The organism is Microbispora sp. NPDC049633, assembly GCF_040675265.1.
GTDB lineage: Bacteria > Actinomycetota > Actinomycetes > Streptosporangiales > Streptosporangiaceae > Microbispora > Microbispora maris.
This window is the reverse complement of sequence record NZ_JBFAOO010000071.1, coordinates 1-20,919: the sequence shown is the minus strand read 5'-3', so window position 1 is coordinate 20,919 and position 20,919 is coordinate 1. Positions and strand designations below refer to the sequence as shown.

Sequence of the window (20,919 nt, the reverse complement as noted above, 5' to 3'; positions counted from 1 at the left end):
GCTACCTCCCCATGGGAACGCAGGCACCGCGACACCTTTCGGTGCACGGCAAACATAAGTTACGGCTAGTTCAAAGCCGACCACTATGAACGAATGTTTCCGCGCCCGCCCCCCTCGTTGCCTTTTTGTCGCGATTCATGCCGCCCCCGCCGACCTCCGAATCCGGCCCAACAGGCCCGCCGACCGGTGGGACCATGACACGCGCCATGAACAAATCAAGCTCTCGGTCAGGAGCGGCCATCCCGGCGTGGCGGGTGAACATCCTCGCGGCCGTGCGGCATAGAACGGGACCGCCATCTCGATAGGAGGCCTACATGCTGTTCACGCGTTGGATCGCAGACATGACAGAAAAGCCGCGAAGGGAGACGCACAGCCGGTCATTCCTGGCAGCGGCGGTCGTGGCGGCCGGCCTGGTGCCCCTGGCCGCCCTGCCCGCCGTCGCGGCACAGCAGACCCACGAACGCCGGAACGGCGAGCGCATCGGCGTCGTCGGGGAACCGGAACCGACCACGCTGCAGGCCAACTCCGGATCGTTCGGGCCGGCGGCCGTTCCCACCACAGCGCCCGGCACCGGAGGATTCGGATCCACCACGCCAGGCGGCAACGGCTCGTTCGGACCCGCCGCCGTTCCCACCACATCACCCGGCAGCGGAGCGTCCGGAGCCGCCGGCTTCGCCAATCGGCCGTCTCGATGAACGACATCGTTCCCGGCCACCTGGACTCGCGGCCACAGGTCGGCTGAGAACGGGCCGCACCACGCCGACGGCGGGGAACCGCGCCGGCCGACCGCCGGATGAGTTCACGGCCTCCCGGAGATCAAGTGCCAGATCAGCGTGATCTCCGGGAGGCGACGTCGTGCCGCCGACCGCACGATGAGCTCAGGTGGCTCCCCACATCAGGCCCTCGATCTCGGCGCGCGACCGGGGATCGTCGGGATGGGCCAGCCCGAGCAGGACCGTGCTGCCGCCGTCCGGCCGGGTCAGCAGGGTCACCCGCATGAAGGCGGGCTCGTTGACGACGTCGGTGTACTCGGCGCGTACGGCGCGGGTGTGGCCCGGCCGCCCTCCGACGGTGACCGCGCGGTCGTCGAGCACCTCGACCTTGTCGCCATGCAGCAGCAGCTGCGTGTAGAGATCGCTCAGGTCGATGACGGCCGAGCGCAGGTTGGGCGGGTCCACCCGGTCGCCGGGCCGGGCCATGACCGTCGCGCTGTCCCCGCGCGCGGCGGACGAGGTGAAGCCGGTCACGGGCGCGACCACGCCCTCCCGCCACTCGGGCGGCAACGTGTAGGCGACCCCCGCGATCTGGTCGTTCACCACGGTGGGAGGCACGCTCTCGGCCCGGTGCAGGACCGTGACCACCACCGCGCCGATGACGGCGGCCGAGCAGACCAGCGCGAGCCCGCCGACGAGAAGGCGCTGTAACCAGCGGGGCATCCGGCGGGGCGGCGTGTCGGGCGCGCGGTAGCGGCGGGCCGAGGGAGGCAGGTCGTCCTCGGGCTTCGCGGGCTCCAGGTCCAGCGAGGGCCACACCGGGCGGTCGGCCGATCGCCTCTCGGCGACCGGCGCGCCGTACGGACGGGTGAAGCCACCCCCGACGCTCTCAGGTCCGGGAGAGGCCGGCTCTTGCGGCGTCGCGTCGCCGGGCAAACGGTACGCACGCGGGAACCCCTCTTCGGCGTCCCCGCCTGCTCCATGGGGATGCGCGGGCTCTTGCGGCGTCGCGTCGCCGGGCAGGCGGTACGCACGCGGGAAGCCCTCTTCGGCGCCCTGCCCCGCCTCGGGCCGCTGCGGCGGTCGCCTGCCCTCCTGCCCCGCCTCGCCTCTGTCCGGCATGAGGTAGGGGCGGGTGGTGAAGCCCTCTTGCGCCGGGCCGGAACGCCCGGGCGCCTCCTCCGCCGCGTCTCCCGGCATGCGGTACGGGCGGGCGGCAGAGCCGCCTCGAGTCGGGCCGGGGCCGGAGCGCGCGGGCCTCTCCTCCGTCACGTCGCCGGGCAGGCGGTACGCGCGGGTGAAGCTCTCCTCCTCGGGGTCCCGGCCGCCGTACGGGCGTGTGGGCCACTGCGGGGACGACGGCGGCCCTCCCGGGGCGCCGTACGGGCGGCCGGCGCCCTCCTCGGACGGCGGGGACTCCTCCTCGGCGGGGGGCCAGACCCGGCGCATCCACTGGTCATCCACAAAGCCTCCCCGGGCGGCCTGGCCGGGCGCGCGTGGAACGGAACCGGCGAGTGACTCGGCGCTCAGGGCCGGGCGCGAGGCTTCGTGACCATGAACGCTGCTGTGGAGTTACTCACACCCGCGCCGCCACGTCAACGGCTCACGGCCGATTCGTCATCGCCCCGTACCTCGCGCATCGCCCTGGGCCTCCACGACCGGCTCGTCGCCGCTCTGGGCGGCGCTCGGCACCTCGTCGTCGGCGCCGTCCGCGGCGGGCCCCTCGATGTCGGCGGCGGCCTTCCGCGGCCCCGCGTCGGCTGCCCGCGGCGCCGGTCGGCGGTAGGCGTCCCACATCTGGTGGACGCGTACGCCCTGGCCCGCCGTGAACTCGCGCATGCAGCGATCCTGGGCGTAGTCCATGAAGTTGTGGATCGGGTCGCCGCCCGAGGCGGGGCAGGTGTCCTTCTTCGAGGGGCAGCCGTTCGTCGGGTACGCCTCGGCCGGGGTGTCGTCCACCGAGTCCCCCGGGGCCTTGCAGCCGTTCTCGAAGGTGTGCAGCAGGCCGAACCAGTGGCCGATCTCGTGCACGGCCGTGAAACCCCTGGCGAAGTCGCGCAGCGGGCCGCCCGGGACGCTCCGCCAGTCGATCACCACGCCGTCCAGCACGGGCTCGTCGTCGTACCAGTACGGATAGGTGGAGTAGCCGAGCACGAGCCGGCTCAGCTGCGCGATGTACAGGTTGAGCGTCTCCGCACCCCCGGCCCGCAGCTTCTTCTTCATCGGCTCCTCGAAGCCGAGGGGGTCGCGGAACCAGCTCCGGTTCTCGGTGTGGGTGACGCCCTTGAGCTCGAAGCGCACGCCGGTGTCGGCCCCGCCGTACCCGCCCGAGTAGGCCGTGTTCAGCACGGCGATCTGCCGGGCGACGGCGGCGTCGGGCAGGCCGAGCGCGTGGTCCCTGATGATATGCACCCACACCGGAACGGTGATCCGCTCAAGGGTGCCGGAAGCACTCCCCCGCCGCGCGGCGTTTCCCGGCCGCGCCGTGTCGTCACGCTGAGCGGCGTCCTGCCGTCGCGCCGTTTCGAGCCTGCGGGCCAGGTCGGCCGACATCCGGGCGACCTCGTCGGGCCCGGGCTCACGCGGCTCCAGCGCATGGGTGAGCGCCCCGACGCCGTGCCGGCGCTGCGGCACGGCGTGGCGGGCGAGACAGGCGTCCGGCCGCGAGGCCGGCGAACCGCGCATCCCGGTACCGGCGTGATCTCCGGTCCCCCGGGAGGCCGCGGACGCGGGGGCGGCGCAGACGCCGCCCAGCGCGTGAAGGCATGCAAGGAAGACGGCGATGGGTCGCCGAACCATTCGTTCCCCCGATACGGCTGGTCAGAAGGCAGACCCTAGCCGCGGGGAACGTGGTGATCCCGTATCGACACTCACTCGCCGGACGGTTCGCCCTTGGGCAGCCCTTCGTAGATCTCCTTGCACTCCGGGCAGACCGGGTACTTCTTCGGGTCGCGGCTGGGCACCCAGACCTTGCCGCACAGGGCCCGCACCGGCGCGCCGGTGACGTAGCTCTCAGTGATCTTGTTCTTGTCGGCGAAGTGCGAGAAGCGCTCGTGGTCACCGTCGCCGTGCGAGAGCCGGGGTGTTACGTCGCTCTCGGGAAGAATCTTCGTGCCGCTCACGGATACCAAGTCTACTGAGCGAGCGGGCGCTCCCGACCCGGACGCGCGTACGGCTCCCGCCGGGGTGGCGGGAGCCGTACGGGAGGAAACGGACGTCAGCCCATGTGGACCGGCGCGCCCTCGGTCTTGCGGCCGGCCTTGACGAACAGGGCCAGGGCCGCCGCGACCAGGGCGACCGCCGTGCTCACGACGAAGCCGAGGTGCAGGCCGTCCATGAAGGACAGGTGCGCCGCGTCGGCGACCGTCTTGGCCACCTCGGCCGGGAGCCCGGGCGGGGCCTGGCCCACCGAGGCCAGGGCCTTCAGCCCCTCCAGCTCAGCGGGCTTGACGGCCTGCGCCATCGGGCCGAGGTAGCCCGGCAGCACGTCGGCCACCTTGGCGGACACGACCGCGCCCAGGATCGCGGTGCCGAGCGCGCCGCCGACCTGCATCGCGGAGTTCTGCACGCCGCCCGCGACACCGCTCAACTCCTCGGGCGCGTTGCCCACGATGATCTCGGTGGCGCCGACGAACACCGGCGACAGGCCGAACGCGAGCAGCACGAACGGGATCGCGGTGTCGGCGAAGGCCGCGTCGACGCTGAGCCGCGACATGAGGAACATGGCGACGGCCGCGATCACCATGCCGCCCGCGATGGTGATCTTCGGACCGAGCTTGCCGATGAGCATGCCCGCGATGGGCGAGGCGACGATCATGCCGGCGCTCATGGGCAGCATCCGCAGACCGGAGTCGAGCGGCGTGAGCCCGTGCACGCCCTGGAAGAAGAACGTGAGGAAGAACATCGCGCCGAACATCGCGAACGACATGAGGACCATGAGGACGGTCCCGATCGAGACCGAGGCGTTGCGGAACAGGCTCAGCTGCAGCAGCGGCTCGCGCGCCTTCGACTGCCAGAACAGGAACACGGCCCCGACGACCACGGCCGCGGCGAGGAAGCCGAGCGTCCTGGCGTCGCCCCAGCCCCACTCAGGAGCCTTGATGATGGCCCACACCAGCGCGAACATCGCGCCGGACAGCAGCACGACGCCGAGCCAGTCGACCCTGGACAGGGTCTTGGCCTTGCTCTCCCGCAGCGCCCACAGCCCGAACGCCAGAGCCACCACGCCGACCGGCACGTTGATGAAGAACACCGACTGCCAGCTCACGTTCTCCACCAGCAGGCCGCCGACGATCGGGCCGCCCGCGCTCGACAGACCGATGATCGCGCCCCACGCGCCCATGGCCATGTTCAGCTTCTCGCCGGGGAAGGCCGACCGGAGCAACGCGAGCGCGGCGGGCTGCAGCAGCGCGCCGAACAGTCCCTGCAGCACGCGCAGCGCGATCAGCATGCCGATCGAGGACGACAGACCGATGGCGAGCGAGGTCAGCGCGAAGCCGGCGACGCCGATCAGGAAGACCCGCTTGTGACCGAAGAGGTCGCCGAGCTTGCCGGCCGTGATCAGGAAGACCGCCAGCGCGAGCAGATAACCGCTGGTCACCCACTGCAGGTCGGCCAGTGTCGCCTTGAGCTCGACCTGGATGACCGGGTTCGCGATCGCCACGACCGTGCCGTCGAGCATGACCATGATGACGCCGAGCGAGACGGCGAGCAGCGTGAGCCACGGATGGCCCTGGCCCCGTCCTGGAGGCGCGTCGGCGTCCACCGCCGATACGGCTTGAGTCATGGAGGTTCCCCCTTAGCGACACTGAGTAGACCCGCAGTAATTTATGTCAGTCGATGACAGATGACAAATCCTTTTATCCGACATACGGTGACATGTGGCAGTACGTGAACCAATGGTTTCGAGGAGGTGACCGCCGTGGGTCTGCGCGAGCGCAAGAAACAGCGGACGCGGGACGCCCTGATCGACGCGGCCCTCGACCTTTTCCTCTCCCAGGGCTACGAGGCGACGACGATCGACCAGATCGCGGCCGAAGTGGAGGTCTCGCCCAGGACCTTCTTCCGCTACTTCGCCTCAAAGGAGGACGTGGCGCTCTCTCTGACCGCCGACGAGCAGGAGATGTTCCTCACCGAACTGGTCGCACGGCCGCGGTCGGAGTCGCCGTTCACCGCGCTGAGTCAGGCGATGCGCGCCATGCTGGGCATCCTACGAGAGATCGACGGCGCCGAGGCGGGCAGGATCCTGAAGGCCCAGCGGCTCGTCCACAACACTCCGTCCCTGCTCGCGGGCGCCATGCGGCTGATCAGGGAGAACGAGCGCAGGCTGGTCGCCGAGGTGGCCCGCAGGATGGGTACGGCGCCCGACGACCTGCAGTCCCAGCTCGTCGTGTCGGTCTTCGTGAGCATCGGGCTGCTCTGCATGAACGGGCCCACGGAGGATCTCAACGGCCTGGCACGCCGGTACGAGGACCTGCTCACCCTGGCCGAGCGCTCCCTGCGTCCCGGCTGGGACCTGCCCGTACGCCTCGGAAAGACGGAGGCGGAGCCGGCGTCGGCCGCGAGCTGACGTCAGGCCGGAGGCCTCCACCCGGCGCCACCGCCCCAGCACAGGCACGGCGCTGGCCCAAGGCAGGCCCAGCGCAGGCCCAAGGCAGGCCCCCAAGGCAGGCCCCCAAGGCAGGCCCCCAAGGCAGGCCCAGGGCAGGCTCAGAGCAGGACGACGCATCCTCGCTGGCGCAGCGGGCGGACGCATGCGGGCACCTGGTCGAACTTGACCCAGCGCAGGTCGAGCTTCTCGAGCCGAGGCAGCTCCGCCAGCCCGGCGGGCAGCGTGCCGAGGCGGGTCGCCCGCAGGTCCAGGTGGGTCAGGGCCGTCAGGTGGACGACGGAGTCGGGCAGCCGTTCCAGGGGATTGCCCCGCAGGTCCAGGTGGCGCAGCGCGCGCAGCCCGCCGATCGACTCGGGCAGCGCGGTGAGGCGGTTGTTCTTCAGATGCAGCTCGCGCAGCCCGGTCAGGCGTCCGATCGTCTCCGGCAGCGCGGTCAGCCGGTTGTCGTGGACGCGCAGCTCGTGCAGGCCGGTCATGCCGCCGATCTGCGCGGGCAGCGCGGCCAGCCGGTTCTCGGCGAGGTTGAGATAGCCGAGCCGGTCGAGCCGCCCCAGCGAGGCGGGCACCGACGTTAAGCCGTTGTCGCTCAGGTAGAGGTAGTCCGTGAGGCCGGGCAGGTCCCCGATCTCCGCGGGCACCTCGCGCAGCCGGTTGTGACCCAGGTCGAGCATGCGCAGCTCGCGGAGGCGGCCCAGGCCGGGAGGAAGGTCCGTGATCTCGTTCTCCGCCAGGACGAGCGACCGCAGCCGGGTCAGCCGCCACAGTGTGTCCGGCACCGCGGTCAGCCCGTTGCGCCCGGCGCCGAGATGTTCCAGCGACACGAGGCGGCCCAGTTCCGGTGGGAGTGCCGCGATCCGGTTGCCGTAGAGCAGCAGGGCCCGCAGCCGCTCCAGACGCGAGATCCAGCCGGGCAACGTCGTGAGCGCGTTCCCGTCCAGGTCGAGATGGCGCAGCGTGACCATGTCGCCGAGGGCCGCGGGCAGTGACGCCAGTCCCGCGCCGGGCGCCATCAGGGCGACCGGCACGCCGTCGGCGAACCGTACGGCGCCGGGGGGCGCCCAGTCCGCCCCGGGCACGGCGCTGCCGGACATATCGGGGCCTGAGACGTCGGGGCCGGGAGCATCACGACCGGGCACATCGGAACCGGGCACGGCAACCGACCCTACAGATCACCGCCCGCCGCCACACCGCCACACCGCCACACCGCCGCACCGCCGCACCGCCGCGAGGCGGCATCGCCCGGCAGGTGAACGTTTCATCGGCGTTTCACGGCTCCGGCGAGGGCCGCAGAAGAGAGATCGCGCTGGTCCGGTGGCCCGCACAGCAGAACCGGTTCAGTGGGGGCGAAGCGATGGCCGTCGCCTCGGAGGGCGCTCGCTGTACGGTTCCGGCCCCCCTTGCCTATGGTGCGTTCGGCGCTCCCACCGGCGCCGATCCCCCCACCCGAGGTACAGAATGAGAACACGTTTCATCGCCGCGGGCGCGGCCGTCCTCGCCCTCCTGATGTCGGTGATCGCGATGACCCAGAGCGCGCAGGCCGCGACCGGACTCCACGTCAGCGGCACGAAGATCCTCGAAGCCAACGGAAACCCGTTCATCATGCGCGGCACCAGCCACGCGCACACCTGGTACGCGAGCCAGACGAGCTCGTTCGCGAACATCAAGTCCCTGGGCGCGAACACCGTCCGCGTCGTGCTCAGCGGCGGCCGCTGGACGGCCAACTCGGCGAGCGACGTCTCCAACGTCATCTCGCTGTGCAAGCAGAACCGGTTAATCTGCGTGCTCGAGAACCACGACACCACCGGCTACGGCGAGCAGAGCGGCGCGTACACGCTCGAGCAGGCGGTCGACTACTGGATCGGCCTCAAGAGCGTGCTGACCGGCCAGGAGAACTACGTCGTCATCAACATCGGCAACGAGCCGTACGGCAACAACAACCCGTCCGCCTGGACCAGCGCGACCAAGAACGCCATCAGCAGGATGCGGGCGGCCGGATTCCAGCACATGCTGATGGTCGACGCGCCCAACTGGGGTCAGGACTGGGGCTTCGTCATGCGCGACAACGCCGCCTCGGTCTTCGCCGCCGACCCGCAGAAGAACACCGTCTTCTCGATCCACATGTACGGCGTCTTCGACACGGCGGCCGAGGTCACGGCCTACCTCCAGGCGTTCCAGACCGCCGGGCTGCCGCTGGTGATCGGCGAGTTCGGCAACATGCACTCGGACGGCGACCCCGACGAGGACACGATCATGGCGCAGGCCCAGTCGCGGGGCGTCGGCTACCTCGGCTGGTCGTGGAGCGGCAACGGCGGCGGCGTCGAATACCTGGACCAGGTGACGAACTTCAACGTCAGCCAGCTCACCTCGTGGGGCCAGCGGCTCTTCAACGGCGCCAACGGCATCAAGTCGACCGCCAAGGAGGCGACGATCTACGGCCAGCCGCCGGTGAGCCCGTCGGCCAGCCCGTCGGTGTCCCCCAGCGCCTCCCCCAGCGCCTCCCCGAGCGCGTCTCCCAGTGCCTCGCCCAGCGCGTCCCCGAGCGGCGGCGCCAAGGGCTGCTCGGCGACGTACAAGGTCAGCAACCAGTGGGGCGGCGGCTTCCAGGGCGAGGTGACCGTCAAGGCCGGCTCCAGTGCCATCTCGGGCTGGACCGTGACCTGGACCTACGCGAACGGCCAGACGATCACCCAGGCGTGGAACGCCACGGTGACGTCGAGCGGATCGTCGATCACCGCCAAGAACGTGAGCTACAACGGCGGCCTCGGCGCCGGAGCGTCCACCTCGTTCGGATTCCTCGGCTCCTACAACGGCACCAACTCGGTTCCGGCGGTGAGCTGCACCGCGAGCTGAGACGCGGCGCTTCACCCACAGCGGCTTACCCTGAGAGCTGCTTGATCCACAGCGGCTTCGATCCATGGCCGGGCGCGCTCTCCGCGCCCGGCCCCCGCGTGTCTCCGCGCGCATCCGTGCGTCGCGCGTCACCGCGCGGCTTCGCGGCGGGGCGTGCCGGGCTTCAGTTGAGCAGAGGGTCGTCCGGGAAGGTCGCGACGAGCGCGAGATCCCCCTTCTGCCGGCGTAACACGGTGCGCCACAGCGTGGCCGGGTTCGGGTGGAAGGTGTCCCCCGGCTCGGAGTCCACGACGTACCAGGCGCCCTCCTGAAGCTCGTTGTCGAGCTGTCCGGCGGTCCAGCCCGCGTAGCCCGCGAATATCCGCATCTGGGAGATCTCCCCCGCGAGGATCTCCGGGGGCGCGTCGAGGTCCACCGTGCCGAGGCGCGAGACCGCGGCCCGGCCCTGCAACCGGCGCCAGCCGAGGGGCTCCTCGCCGCTGAGCACGACGGCCAGCGCGAGCGCGCTGTCCGTCTGCACCGGGCCGCCCTCGAACAGCACCGGAGGACCCGTGACCAGGGCGTCCCAGGAGGGCAGGACCTGGGTCACGGCGATCTCGCTGGGCCGGTTGAGCACCACGCCCAGAGTGCCGCCGTCTTCGTCGTGCTCCAGAACGAGCACCACGCTACGCCGGAAGTTGGGGTCGTCGAGCAGTGGCGTCGCTACGAGCAACCCGCCGACGTAGATCGCTTCCGCCATACATCCCATCATGAGGGAGGATTGCGGATTCGTGCACGCCGACCCCGGTTCGCCGCGTCATATTACTTGCAGCGACGACTCCGTCGCCTTCCGTGACCGATGGGTCAGGCCTCGGTGAATCCGCGCGCCTTACCCCCGGCCGACTCCCGTACGGCGGCCGCCACGGCGTTGGCCACGTCGGGGTGGAAGACACTCGGGATGATGTAGTTGGGGCCGAGCTCCTCGCTCGTGACGACCGCGGCCAGCGCGCGCGCCGCCGCCAGGAGCATCTCCGGCGTGACTCCGTCCGCCTGGGCGTCGAGCAGGCCGCGGAACACGCCCGGGAAGGCGAGCACGTTGTTGATCTGGTTGGGGTAGTCCGACCGGCCCGTCGCCACGACCGCCGCGTGCTCGCGGGCGTCGTCGGGCGAGACCTCCGGCTCGGGGTTGGCCAGCGCGAACACCACCGCGTCCTTCGCCATGGCGGCGACGTCGTCCCCGGTGAGGATTCCCGGCGCGGAGACGCCGATGAAGACGTCGGCGCCCTTGACCGCGCCGCGCAGGTCGCCGCCGTACCCCTCGCTGTTGGTGTGCTCGGCGATCCACCGCAGCGAGTCGTCCAGGTCGTCGCGACCGAGGTGCACCGCGCCCAGGTAGTCGCAGACGATGACGTTGCGCGCCCCTGCCGCCAGCAGCAGGCGCAGGACGGCGGTGCCGGCCGCGCCGGCGCCGGCCATCGCGATCCGGACCTCGGAGAGCTCCTTGCCGACGACCTTCAGCGCGTTCGTCAGCGCGGCGAGCACGCAGATGGCGGTGCCGTGCTGGTCGTCGTGAAAGACCGGGATGTCGAGCAGCTCACGCAGCCGCCGCTCCACCTCGAAGCAGCGCGGCGCCGAGATGTCCTCCAGGTTGATGCCGCCGAAGCCCGGCGCGATGGCGCGCACGGTCGCGACGATCTCGTCCACGTCCTGGGTGTCGAGGCAGATGGGCCAGGCGTCGATGCCGGCGAACCGCTTGAACAGGGCGGCCTTGCCCTCCATCACCGGCAGCGCGGCGGCGGGGCCGATGTTGCCGAGCCCGAGGACGGCCGAGCCGTCGGTGACCACGGCGACCGAGTTCCGCTTGATCGTGAGGCGGCGGGCGTCCTCGGGGTTGCGCGCGATCGCCAGGCTGACCCTGGCCACACCCGGGGTGTACGCCATGGAGAGCTCGTCGCGGTTACGCAGGGGGACCTTCGACTGCATCTCGATCTTCCCGCCGAGGTGCATGAGGAAGGTCCGGTCGGAGACCTTGTGGATCGCGACGTCCTCGACCGCGCCGAGGCTGTCCACGATCGCCTGCACGTGGTCGGCGTCCTTGGCCGCGCACGTCACGTCGATGCGGAGCTTCTCGTGACCCGCGTTGGTCACGTCGAGGGCGGTCACCACGCCGCCCGCGTTCTCCACCGCGTGGGTGAGCAGGCTTACCGCCTTGCCCCCCGCGGGCACCTCGAGACGTACAGTGATCGAGTAGGACACGCTGGGCACGGTGGCCACGTCTATCCGCTCCTTTGCGGGGTGGTGCCTGGCCGTGCTCTCCCGGCTGCTCCAGTTGGGCGGGCCTCCGTGTGGCGGCCACGCTCGCGCATCCGGCTGGACGGCTCATGGGTGCTATCCATCGTGCCATCCCCTGCCGTGTGTTTCAGCCCGGACCCGTGCTGTTCACCTCACACTTCGGTCCCGAAGCGGCGCCCGCCGGACCCCCACCGGGGGCCGGCGGGCGCGGGCCGGAACCGGTCAGAAGAGCGCGCTGGCCAGCGCCCTGCGCGCGCGTGAAACCGAGGAATCGTCGGTGGGCAGCGCGTCGAACAGCCCCAGCAGGTGGACCCGCGCCTTGTCCCTGTCCGCGCCCCGGGTGCGCCGCACGAGCGCGATGAGCCGGTCGAACGCCTCGTCCACCTGCCCGCTCACCATCTCCACGTCGGCGGCCTGGACCTGCGCGTCCACGTCGTCCTGGGCCTGCGCGGCCCGGCGCAGCACGTCGGCCGGATCGAGGTCCTGCGTGCGCCGCAGCAGCCCGACCCCGGCGAGGCCGATCTTCGCGCCCTCGTCCGACGGCGACCTCGCCAGCAGGCGCTCGAACGCCGCGGCCGCGGCGTCCAGGTCGCCCTTCTCCACGGCCTGCTCGGCCGCCAGGAGCTCGGGGTCGATCGGCGGTTCCGCCTGCTCCCCCTCGCTCTGCGCGGCCAGCTCCATGCCGAGCTGCTCGAACACCTGCGCCAGCGCCTGCCGGAGCTGCGACTCCGGCAGCGGGCCCTCGAACAGGGGCATGAGCTGCCCCTGGAAGGCCAGGTAGACGGTGGGCACCGTACGCATCCGCAGCGCCTGGGCGAGCTGCGGGTCGGCCTCCACGTCCACCCTGGCCAGCACCCACGCGCCGGCCGCCTCCGCGGCCAGCTTCTCCATCACGCCGCTGAACTGCCGGACCTGCTCGGCCCTGGTCACCGTCGCCTCGACGATCACGGGAACGCTCAGGGAGCGCTCCACCACGTCGGCGTTGAAGGTGGCCGAGGTCACCTCGATGACGTCCGCCGAGGCGGCTCCGGCCGGCCCTGCGGCCTCACGCCGCGCCTGGGCCTCGAGTGCCTGCTTGCGCGCGCCGAGGTCCACGGCGCCGTAGAGCGATCCAGGTCGAGAGAACTCCGCTGCCATACCCCCAATCCTGCCGTACGCGCCCGCGTGATCCGTGCGTCCCCGCCGCGGTTCCTCCGCCGGATCGGGCGGGCTCGCGTCCGCCGTAGGGTGAACAGCGCACGTTCGCCACCCGGAGGGAGCAGGACATGGCAGTGGAACGCGTCGGGCCGCCGACCATCGCCGGTGAGCGCGAGATGCTGCGCGCCTTCCTCGACTACCACCGGGCGACGCTCGCGCTGAAGTGCGACGGCCTGTCGGACGAGGAGCTGCGCCGCAGGTCGATGCCGCCGTCGACGCTCTCGTTGCTCGGCCTGGTGCGGCACATGGCCGAGGTCGAGCGCACGTGGTTCCGCCGCGTGATCGGCAAGGAGGACGTGCCGCTGGTCTGGTCGGAGGAGGGCGACTACCAGGCGGCGTACGACCCGAGCGGGTCCACCGGCGCGGAGGCGTTCGAGGTTTGGCAGGCGGAGATCGAGCACTCCCGCAGGATCGAGCGCGCGGCCGAGTCGCTCGACGTCACCGCCTACCAGCCGCGGTGGGGCGAGGAGGTGTCGCTGCGGCTGGTCATGCTGCACATGATCCACGAGTACGCCCGGCACAACGGCCACGCGGACTTCCTCCGCGAGGGCGTCGACGGGACCGTGGGCGCCTGAGACGACCCGCCCCCGCCCTTCAGCCGGCCGCCTCCTCAGCTCACCGGGCCCTGGACGGTCCTGCGCTCGGTACGGAAGATCAGCGTCGTCTCGAGATGGACGATCTCCGGCCGGACCAGGATGCGTTCGAGGATCATGCGGTGCAGGTGATCGGCGTCGGGCACCGCGACGTGCACGAGGAAATCCTGCGGGCCGGCCACGTGGAACAGCGCGATCGTCTCGGGGAGCGCGAGCACGAACGCCCGCAGCGGGTCCACGAGCTGGCTCGTGTGGGGCCGCACGCGCAGCGCCAGCAGCGCCTCCAGCGGCCGTCCGAGCGCCTGCGTGTCTACCTCCGCGCGGAAGGCCGTGATCAGCCCGCGGCGGCGCAGCGACCGCACGCGTTCGAGCGCGGTGGAGGGGGCGACGCCGACCCGCTCGGCGAGATCCTTGTTGGGCAGCCGCGCGTCCTTCTGCAGCAGCTCGAGGATCTTCCTGTCGATCGAATCCAGTTCGGTGGTCACTGGCCTGATCCTTCGTCGATTCGGCGTTCGTGGCGGACTGATGCCCGATAGAGCCATTATTCGGGCATGACACCGAATAACACCTGGGACATCGACGACTTCGTCCACGCCGCCGAGGTGACCGTGCACGGGCTCGCCGCGTACGTGCGGGAGAGCCAGGGCGGAGCGGTGCCGGTGATCCGCCGCAGGCCCCCCGGTGAGCTGGCGGGACGGCTCGGGCTCGCCCGGTGGATCCGGGAGGGGGGTATGACGCCGGAGACCTACCGGGAGTGGCTCGACGCCTATCTCGTGGAGGGGACGCGGCTGCACCATCCGGCCTACCTCGCCCATCAGACGGCCGCGCCCGACTTTCCCGCCGCGCTGGCCGACTTCGTCCACGGCGCGATCAACAACCCCATGGCGATCTACGAGATGGGGGCCGCCGCGGCGACGGTCGAGTTCGAGGTGCTGCGCTGGATGCTCGGCAAGGTCGGCTTCCCCGAGGGCGGCGGCGTGTTCACCCACGGCGGGTCGCTGGCCAACCTGACCGCGCTGCTCGCGGCGCGGGCCGCCGCCGCCCCGGACGCGTGGACCGAGGGCGTGCCCGGCGATCTCGCCGTCCTCGCGCCGCCGTCGGCGCACTACTCCATCACGAGGGCGGCGGCGATCCTCGGCCTGGGCGAGCGCGCGGTCGTGCCGCTCGACGTGGACGACCTGGGCAGGATCGACGTGGCGCGGCTGTCCGAGGGGCTCGACCGGGCGCGGCGGGCGGGCCGCCGGCCGATGGCCCTGGTCGCCGCCGCGTGCGCCACCGGCACCGGCCTGTACGACGACCTGCGGCCGATCGGCGAGTTCTGCGCCGGGCAGGGGCTGTGGTTCCACGTGGACGGCGCGCACGGAGCGTCGGCGCTGCTCAGCGACGAGCACCGCCACCTGCTCGACGGCGTCGAGCTGGCCGACTCGGTCATCTGGGACGCCCACAAGATGCTGCGCACCTCCGGCCTCGCGGCCGCCGTGCTCGTCCGGCGCGAGGGCGCCCTGGACGCCGCGTTCCGGCAGCAGGCCAGCTACCTGTTCTACGGCGACCAGGGGTTCGACCTGATCGGCAGGACCGTGGAGTGCACCAAGGCCGCGCTCGGGCTGAAGGTGTTCCTCAACCTGGCCTGGCGGGGCGAGCGGGGCCTCGGCGAGCACGTGGCGGGGCGATACGCCACCGCGCACCGCTTTTGGGAGCTGGCCCGCGAGCGGCCCGGCTTCCACTGCCCGTACGAGCCGGAGAGCAACATCGTCTGCTTCCGGTACGGCGACGGCGACCAGGCCGCGATCCGCGAGACGCTGCTGGAGGAGGGCTCCTTCCACCTGACCTCGGCCGAGGTCGGCGGCGTACGCCACCTGCGGGTGACGGTCATCGCCCCCGCCACCGACGACAAGACGCTGGAGTCCCTCCTCGACCGCGTCGCCTCGCTCGAGGGCGTCTAGAAGGCGGCGGGCTCGGAGTAGGTGCCCCACTCCTCGCGCAGGACGTCGCAGATCTCGCCCAGCGTGGCCTCGGCCCGCACGGCCTCCAGCATGGGCGGGATCATGTTGTGGTCGCCCTTGGAGGCGGCCCGCAGGGCGGCCAGCGCCGCGTCGACGGCCTTCCGGTCCCGCGCGGCGCGCCGCCCGGCCAGCGTCCTGCGCTGCTCGGTCTCGACCTCGTGGCTGATCCGCAGGATCTCCAGCGGCTGCTCGGCGGTCGCGGTGTGGCAGTTCACGCCGACGATCCGCTTGTCGCCCTTCTCCAGCTTGCGCTGGTAGTCGAAGGCCGACTCGGCGATCTCCGACATGAACCAGCCGTCCTCGATGCCCCGCAGGATGCCGGCGGTCATCGTGCCGTCGCCGCCCATCTCGCGGATCCTCGCGAAGATCTTCTCCGCCTCGGCCTCCAGGCGGTCGGTCAGCGCCTCGACGTACCAGGAGCCGCCCAGCGGGTCGACGACGTTGACGACCTCCGTCTCCTCCATGATCACCTGCTGGGTGCGCAGCGCGATCTCGGCGGCCTTCTCCGACGGCAGCGCGAGCACCTCGTCCAGCGCGTTGGTGTGCAGCGAGTTCGTGCCGCCGAGCACGGCCGCCAGCGCCTCGATCGCGGTGCGGACGATGTTGTTGTCCGGCTGCTGCGCGGTCAGCGACACCCCGGCCGTCTGGGTGTGGAAGCGCAGCCACTGCGCCTTGTCGGTGCGGGCGCCGTACACGTCGCGCATCCAGCGGGCCCAGATGCGCCGGGCCGCGCGGAACTTCGCGATCTCCTCGAAGAAGTCGATGTGCGCGTCGAAGAAGAACGACAGGCCCGGCGCGAACACGTCCACGTCGAGCCCGCGCGACAGGCCGAGCTCGACGTAGCCGAATCCGTCGGCCAGTGTGAAGGCCAGCTCCTGCGCGGCCGTGGCCCCGGCCTCTCGGATGTGGTAACCCGACACCGACAGCGGCTTGTACGCGGGGATCTCGGCGGCGCAGAACTCCATCAGGTCGCCGATCAGCCGCAGGTGCGGCTCGGGGGCGAACAGCCACTCCTTCTGCGCGATGTACTCCTTGAAGATGTCCGTCTGGAGGGTGCCGTTCAGCTTCCCGACGGGTACGCCCTGCCGTTCGGCCGCGACCACGTACATGCAGAAGATCGGTACGGCGGGCCCGCTGATGGTCATGGACGTCGTGACGTCGCCGAGCGGGATGCCGTCGAACAGCAGGTCCATGTCGAGGGCCGAGTCGATCGCCACGCCGCAGTGGCCCACCTCGCCGAGCGAGCGGGGGTCGTCGGAGTCGCGGCCCATGAGCGTCGGCATGTCGAACGCCACCGACAGGCCGCCGCCTCCGGCGCCGAGGATCATCTTGTAGCGCTCGTTGGTCTGCCTGGCGTTGCCGAACCCGGCGAACTGGCGGATGGTCCAGGGCCGGCCGCGGTAGCCGGTGGCGTACAGGCCGCGGGTGAAGGGGAACTCGCCCGGCCAGCCGATGCGCCCGAACCGGGGGTCGTCTCCGGACGGCCCGTAGACGGGGTCCACGTCCAGTCCCGACAGGGTGCGGAACTCGCGGTCCCGCTTGAAGGCGGCGTCGTACCGCGCCTGCCACCGGGCCCTGCCCGCCTCGATCGCCTCGATCGCCTCGGCGCCCGTCGCGTCCGGCTCCATGCGTCCCTCCCCGTGTCTCACTCTCCGAGAAGATACTAGGACGTCCTACTAAATCCGGCCAGCACCGACGCCCCATTGACCGCCCGCCTCCCCGGCAGTCATGTCACACGTTGGTCGCGAATTCTCACGGACCTTTGACAGGACCGAGAAATCTTCAAACATGGTCAGCGCCCTTGAAGTCCACATGGAGGTGGATGTGAAGCGCTTGACAGTCGTCGCCGCGACCGCGGCGATGGTGGCGGCAACCCTCGTCACACCCGCGCAGGCCGTACCCGCGGCCGCCGGACCGGCGCCCCAGGCCGAATACGTGGTTCTGTACAAGGAAGGCGCGGCCGCGGCGGACGCCCAGAAGGCGATCGAAGCGGCCGGCGGCAGTGTCGTCAAGGTGAACACGCAGGTCGGGCTGGCCACGGTCAGCACCGCCAACCCCGACTTCGCGAGCGCGCTGCAGGGCTCCGCGGCCATCGAAGGGGTCGCGCGCAACAACGTGATCGGCAGCGCGCCGGACGACGCGAAGGCGTCCGCCGCCGCGAGGAAGGCCGTGGCGCAGGCGGCCAAGAACAAGGCCGTGGAGAAGGAGGGCCGGGGCGGCCCGGCCCCCAAGTGGGGGCGCAACGTCAAGGACGAGCCGCTCGCCGACCTGCAGTGGGACATGAAGCAGATCCACGCGGACCAGGCCCACAGGTACGAGCAGGGGGACAAGGGCGTCCTCGTCGGCATCCTCGACACCGGCGTCGACGGCTCGCACCCCGACATCACGCCGAACTTCGACCGCAGGCTGAGCCGTAACTTCACCGTCGACGTGCCGGCGGACGCCAACGGCACCGAGATCGACGGCCCCTGCGAGAGCGACCCCGACGGCTCCTGCACCGACCCGAACGACGTGGACGAGGACGGCCACGGCACCCACGTCGCCTCGTCGATCGCCGCGCCCATCAACAAGCTGGGCATCTCGGGCGTCGCTCCGAAGGTGACGATCGTGAACCTGCGGGCCGGGCAGGACTCGGGCTACTTCTTCCTCCAGCCCACCGTCGACGCCCTCACCTACGCGGGCGACATCGGCGTCGACGTGGTCAACATGAGCTACTACATCGACCCGTGGCTGTTCAACTGCGCCGACAACCCGGCCGACACCCCGGAGGAGCAGGCCCAGCAGCGGCTGTACATCGCCGCCACCCAGCGGGCGCTCGACTACGCCCACGCGCGCGGCGTGACGCTCGTCAGCGCGGCCGGCAACGAGGCGATCGACTACACCAAGACGAACGTCGACAGCGGAAGCCCCGACTACGCCACCTTCCCCGGCCAGGCCGCCAGGTCCCGGACGATCCCCCCGTCCTGCGTCTCCCTGCCGAACGAGTCCGAGCACGTGATCGCGGTCTCCTCGACCGGCGTCAGCAAGCGGAAGGCGTACTACTCGAGCTACGGCAACGGCTACGTCGACGTGGCCTCCCCCGGCGGCGACGTCTACGACACCCCCGGCAACACGAGGGACATCACCAAGGCGACGCTCTCGGCCTACCCCAAGGCGCTCGCCGTCGCCAACGGCGAGATCGACGAGAACGGCGACCCGACGGTCGACTACGTCGTGAAGGACTGCAAGGGCTCGGTCTGCGGCTACTACCAGTACCTGCAGGGCACCTCGATGGCCTCGCCGCGCGCGGCCGGCGTCGCGGCGCTGATCGTCAGCCGGTACGGCCAGCGTGACCGCGCCCGCGGCGGCCTGACGCTGAACCCGGACATGGTGGAGGCGATCCTCAAGGGCACCGCCACCAGGACGCCCTGCCCGAACCCGCCCGCGTTCACCTACACGCGGATCCTGCCGAGCGGGTCCACGGTGACCGCCACGCACACCTGTGAGGGCGGCCCGTCCGGCAACGGCTTCTACGGCAAGGGCATCGTCGACGCCCTGCGCGCCGTCGGCCGCTAATCCTGCCTGCCGGTGGCGCACCCCGCGCGGTGGTGCGTCACCGGCCCACCCGGGCGGCGCGGATCAGGAACCGCCGAGATAGGCGAGGACCGCGGCGACCCGGCGGTGGATGTCCGGGCTGGCCTCCAGCCCCAGCTTCAGGAAGATCGAGTTCACGTTCTTCTCCACGGCGGAGATCGACAGGGACAGCGCCCGCGCCATGCCGCCGTTGGACCTGCCCCGCGCCATCTCGCGCAGCACGTCACGCTCCCTGGGCGTGAACGCCTCCCGCTCTCCTCGTACGGCGCGGCGCGCCAGCAGCCCCTCCACCACCTTGGGGTCGATGACCGAGCCGCCCGCGGCGACCGAGCGGATCGCGCCGAGCAGTTCGTCGAGGTCCCCCACCCGGTCCTTCAGCAGGTACGCGAGACCTTCCGTGCCGTCCTTGAACAGTTCGAACGCGTAGATCGAGTCGGCGAACTGCGACAGCACGACGACGCCGATGTGAGGATCGGCCGCGCGGACCCGGTGGGCGGCGTCGATCCCCTCGAACCCCGGCCGCCAGCCCTCGCCCGGCATGCGGATGTCGGTGACGACCACGTCGGGCCCGAGCCGCCTGGCCGCGTCGACCAGCTCCGCCGCGCTCCCCAGCGCCCCGACGACCGCGACCTCCCCCGAGCTCTCCAGCAACTGCCGGGTGCCCTCCCGTACGAGGTAGTGATCGTCGGCGACCAGGGCGCGCAGCCTGCGCGGTTCCCTCTCGGCGGCGGGCCCGGCGGGGAGGCGTTCAGGCATCGGCGGTCACCCAGGCGCGCACCCGCGTTCCCTCTCCCGGCCCGGCCGTCGTCTCCAGCCCTCCGCCGAGCGCCGCCATGCGGTCGGCCAGCGTGGCCAGTCCGCGCCGTGCCACGGCACGGGGATCGAACCCCGTCCCGTCGTCGGTGACGGACGCCTGGAGCCTGCCGCCGTCGTGCCAGAGCCGTACCTCGATCCGGGAGGCGCCCGCGTGCTTGAGCGCGTTGGCGATCGCCTCGCTGACCAGGAAATACATCGCTCCCTCGATCTCGTCCGGGAACCTGCGGGTGCGCAGGGCCGGATCGGCCGTCACGGTGGTCGCGACCGGCAGGCCCGAGCACCGCCCCTCCACGGCCTCCACCAGCCCGCCCTGGCTCAGCACGGAGGGATGGATCCCGGCCGCGAGCTCCCGCAGGTCCGCCAGCGCCTGGCGGGCCTGTTCCCGCAGCAGGGCCAGGGATCGCGCTCCGCCGCCGGTCGCGCGGGCCAGCTCCAGCCCCGCGATCAGCGCCACGAGCTGCTGCTGCGCGCCGTCGTGGATGTTGCGCTCGATCCGCCGCCGCTCGGCCTCCTGGGCGTTCACGAGCCGGGCGGCGAGCGCCGCGCTGCGGATGGCGAGCCCGACCGGCACGGCCAGGGCCGCGAGCAGCCGCCGGTCGTCGCGGGTCAGCCGCCCCGCCGCCTTGGGCCCGCAACTGATGCGCCCCAGCCCGGCCGGGACGGTGAGCACGGCCTCGCCCCGCTCCTCCCCCGCCACGACACGGGTGCCGTCCGCCAGCTCCACTGCGGCCCAGCGGGCGTCCAGGCCCGCCCGCACCGCCTGCGCCAGCCTGCCGAGCTGCTCGACCGGCTCGGCCTCCTCCAGCTCGGGGCCGAGGCGGGACAGCAGTTCGTCGACCGTCGGGCGGACGTCGAACACGAGATACAGGCGAGAGCCCCGCACCCCGACCCGGATGTCGAGCAGGTCGTGCCGCAGCACGGCGGCGCCGATGGCGGCGGGCAGCGCCCCCACCACGCCCAGCACCCCGACGGCGTCGGCGGCGTCGTACGTCTCCGAGGCCCCCGCGAGCGCGATCACGACGAAGGCGCCGAGGTTGACGAGCAGGCCCGCCACCATCCAGCCGAGCCGGCCCCGCTCGGGCGGACGACTGCGCCGCAACCGGGCGAGGAGGCCCCCCAGCACGACCAGCGCCAGCAGGAAGGTGACGACCTGGCCCACCAGCGTGAACAACCCGGCGACGACGCCGAGCGGTCCCCGCAGCGCGAGGGGGTTGGCGTGCTCGATCCCGTCCGGGTAACCGCCGGGCAGGAACAGCACGCCCAGCCAGTGCGCGGCGATCGCCGCGGCCCCC

The 20,919-nt window shown here is 71.6% G+C and carries 18 protein-coding genes; 6 read left to right on the top strand and 12 right to left on the bottom strand.

Annotation, left to right across the window (positions count from 1 at the left end; translation table 11 throughout):
- Nucleotides 1-314: 314 nt before the first annotated feature.
- Nucleotides 315-695 (top strand): hypothetical protein, encoded by a 381-nt coding sequence (locus tag AB0J39_RS19745; protein ID WP_363466582.1) that lies wholly within the window; start codon nt 315-317, stop codon nt 693-695.
- A gap of 183 nt (nt 696-878) precedes the next feature.
- On the opposite strand, the gene AB0J39_RS19740 is transcribed toward AB0J39_RS19745, so the two are convergent.
- From AB0J39_RS19740 to AB0J39_RS19725, 4 genes are all read right to left on the bottom strand, one after another.
- Entirely contained in the window at nt 879-2,177 is a 1,299-nt protein-coding gene (locus AB0J39_RS19740; protein WP_363466580.1) for a hypothetical protein, read from the bottom strand.
- A 153-nt stretch (nt 2,178-2,330) separates the two neighbouring features.
- Complete coding sequence (locus AB0J39_RS19735; protein WP_363466577.1) at nt 2,331-3,398, bottom strand: zinc metalloprotease; 1,068 nt, start codon at nt 3,396-3,398, stop codon at nt 2,331-2,333.
- A 185-nt stretch (nt 3,399-3,583) separates the two neighbouring features.
- On the bottom strand, nt 3,584-3,844 hold the full coding sequence (locus tag AB0J39_RS19730) for a DUF3039 domain-containing protein (protein ID WP_030510937.1): 261 nt from the start codon (nt 3,842-3,844) through the stop codon (nt 3,584-3,586).
- Nucleotides 3,845-3,930: 86 nt separating this feature from the next.
- Complete coding sequence (locus AB0J39_RS19725; RefSeq protein WP_363466574.1) at nt 3,931-5,499, bottom strand: DHA2 family efflux MFS transporter permease subunit; 1,569 nt, start codon at nt 5,497-5,499, stop codon at nt 3,931-3,933.
- Between the two features lie 126 nt (nt 5,500-5,625).
- On the opposite strand from AB0J39_RS19725, the gene AB0J39_RS19720 reads away from it, so the two are divergent.
- On the top strand, nt 5,626-6,282 hold the full coding sequence (locus AB0J39_RS19720; protein ID WP_363466572.1) for a TetR family transcriptional regulator: 657 nt from the start codon (nt 5,626-5,628) through the stop codon (nt 6,280-6,282).
- Nucleotides 6,283-6,422: 140 nt separating this feature from the next.
- Here the strand turns inward: AB0J39_RS19720 and AB0J39_RS19715 are convergent, their stop codons facing one another.
- A complete protein-coding gene (locus AB0J39_RS19715) occupies nt 6,423-7,415 on the bottom strand; it encodes a leucine-rich repeat domain-containing protein (RefSeq protein ID WP_363466569.1) in 993 nt (330 codons plus the stop codon).
- A 364-nt stretch (nt 7,416-7,779) separates the two neighbouring features.
- Between AB0J39_RS19715 and AB0J39_RS19710 the strand changes: the two genes are divergently transcribed.
- A complete protein-coding gene (locus tag AB0J39_RS19710) occupies nt 7,780-9,174 on the top strand; it encodes a cellulase family glycosylhydrolase (RefSeq protein WP_363466566.1) in 1,395 nt (464 codons plus the stop codon).
- A 163-nt stretch (nt 9,175-9,337) separates the two neighbouring features.
- Here AB0J39_RS19710 and AB0J39_RS19705 read toward each other — a convergent pair whose 3' ends face one another.
- From AB0J39_RS19705 to AB0J39_RS19695, 3 genes are all read right to left on the bottom strand, one after another.
- Nucleotides 9,338-9,913 carry a YqgE/AlgH family protein gene (locus AB0J39_RS19705; protein WP_363466564.1) on the bottom strand — a complete coding sequence of 192 codons (576 nt, stop codon included), beginning with the start codon at nt 9,911-9,913 and terminating at the stop codon, nt 9,338-9,340.
- Between the two features lie 104 nt (nt 9,914-10,017).
- Nucleotides 10,018-11,427, bottom strand: coding sequence for an NAD-dependent malic enzyme (locus AB0J39_RS19700; protein ID WP_363466561.1), 1,410 nt, complete (start codon nt 11,425-11,427; stop codon nt 10,018-10,020).
- Between the two features lie 240 nt (nt 11,428-11,667).
- On the bottom strand, nt 11,668-12,582 hold the full coding sequence (locus AB0J39_RS19695) for a tetratricopeptide repeat protein (protein WP_363466559.1): 915 nt from the start codon (nt 12,580-12,582) through the stop codon (nt 11,668-11,670).
- A 128-nt stretch (nt 12,583-12,710) separates the two neighbouring features.
- On the opposite strand from AB0J39_RS19695, the gene AB0J39_RS19690 reads away from it, so the two are divergent.
- On the top strand, nt 12,711-13,217 hold the full coding sequence (locus tag AB0J39_RS19690; RefSeq protein ID WP_363466556.1) for a DinB family protein: 507 nt from the start codon (nt 12,711-12,713) through the stop codon (nt 13,215-13,217).
- A gap of 35 nt (nt 13,218-13,252) precedes the next feature.
- Here the strand turns inward: AB0J39_RS19690 and AB0J39_RS19685 are convergent, their stop codons facing one another.
- Nucleotides 13,253-13,720, bottom strand: coding sequence for an Lrp/AsnC family transcriptional regulator (locus tag AB0J39_RS19685; protein ID WP_363466553.1), 468 nt, complete (start codon nt 13,718-13,720; stop codon nt 13,253-13,255).
- 66 nt (nt 13,721-13,786) lie between these two features.
- On the opposite strand from AB0J39_RS19685, the gene AB0J39_RS19680 reads away from it, so the two are divergent.
- Nucleotides 13,787-15,178 (top strand): pyridoxal-dependent decarboxylase, encoded by a 1,392-nt coding sequence (locus AB0J39_RS19680; RefSeq protein WP_363466551.1) that lies wholly within the window; start codon nt 13,787-13,789, stop codon nt 15,176-15,178.
- Here AB0J39_RS19680 and AB0J39_RS19675 read toward each other — a convergent pair.
- Nucleotides 15,175-16,866 carry a methylmalonyl-CoA mutase family protein gene (locus tag AB0J39_RS19675; RefSeq protein ID WP_363466549.1) on the bottom strand — a complete coding sequence of 564 codons (1,692 nt, stop codon included), beginning with the start codon at nt 16,864-16,866 and terminating at the stop codon, nt 15,175-15,177. The two genes, AB0J39_RS19680 and AB0J39_RS19675, sit on opposite strands and share 4 nt — an antisense overlap.
- 196 nt (nt 16,867-17,062) lie before the next feature.
- On the opposite strand from AB0J39_RS19675, the gene AB0J39_RS19670 reads away from it, so the two are divergent.
- Complete coding sequence (locus AB0J39_RS19670; protein WP_363466546.1) at nt 17,063-18,793, top strand: S8 family serine peptidase; 1,731 nt, start codon at nt 17,063-17,065, stop codon at nt 18,791-18,793.
- Between the two features lie 63 nt (nt 18,794-18,856).
- Here the strand turns inward: AB0J39_RS19670 and AB0J39_RS19665 are convergent, their stop codons facing one another.
- Both AB0J39_RS19665 and AB0J39_RS19660 read right to left on the bottom strand, forming a co-directional pair.
- Nucleotides 18,857-19,567, bottom strand: coding sequence for a response regulator transcription factor (locus tag AB0J39_RS19665; protein ID WP_363466543.1), 711 nt, complete (start codon nt 19,565-19,567; stop codon nt 18,857-18,859).
- Nucleotides 19,560-20,919 (bottom strand): ATP-binding protein (locus AB0J39_RS19660; protein WP_363466540.1); only part of this gene is annotated, 1,360 nt, incomplete at its 5' end. The genes AB0J39_RS19660 and AB0J39_RS19665, both read right to left, overlap by 8 nt.

Coding starts and splice junctions, on each gene's coding strand:
- AB0J39_RS19745 (WP_363466582.1), top strand. CDS start 315: ATGCTGTTCACGCGTTGGATCGCAGACATGACAGAAAAGCCGCGAAGG.
- AB0J39_RS19735 (WP_363466577.1), bottom strand. CDS start 3,398: ATGCGCGGTTCGCCGGCCTCGCGGCCGGACGCCTGTCTCGCCCGCCAC.
- AB0J39_RS19725 (WP_363466574.1), bottom strand. CDS start 5,499: ATGACTCAAGCCGTATCGGCGGTGGACGCCGACGCGCCTCCAGGACGG.
- AB0J39_RS19715 (WP_363466569.1), bottom strand. CDS start 7,415: ATGTCCGGCAGCGCCGTGCCCGGGGCGGACTGGGCGCCCCCCGGCGCC.
- AB0J39_RS19710 (WP_363466566.1), top strand. CDS start 7,780: ATGAGAACACGTTTCATCGCCGCGGGCGCGGCCGTCCTCGCCCTCCTG.
- AB0J39_RS19705 (WP_363466564.1), bottom strand. CDS start 9,913: ATGGCGGAAGCGATCTACGTCGGCGGGTTGCTCGTAGCGACGCCACTG.
- AB0J39_RS19695 (WP_363466559.1), bottom strand. CDS start 12,582: ATGGCAGCGGAGTTCTCTCGACCTGGATCGCTCTACGGCGCCGTGGAC.
- AB0J39_RS19690 (WP_363466556.1), top strand. CDS start 12,711: ATGGCAGTGGAACGCGTCGGGCCGCCGACCATCGCCGGTGAGCGCGAG.
- AB0J39_RS19680 (WP_363466551.1), top strand. CDS start 13,787: ATGACACCGAATAACACCTGGGACATCGACGACTTCGTCCACGCCGCC.
- AB0J39_RS19675 (WP_363466549.1), bottom strand. CDS start 16,866: ATGGAGCCGGACGCGACGGGCGCCGAGGCGATCGAGGCGATCGAGGCG.
- AB0J39_RS19665 (WP_363466543.1), bottom strand. CDS start 19,567: ATGCCTGAACGCCTCCCCGCCGGGCCCGCCGCCGAGAGGGAACCGCGC.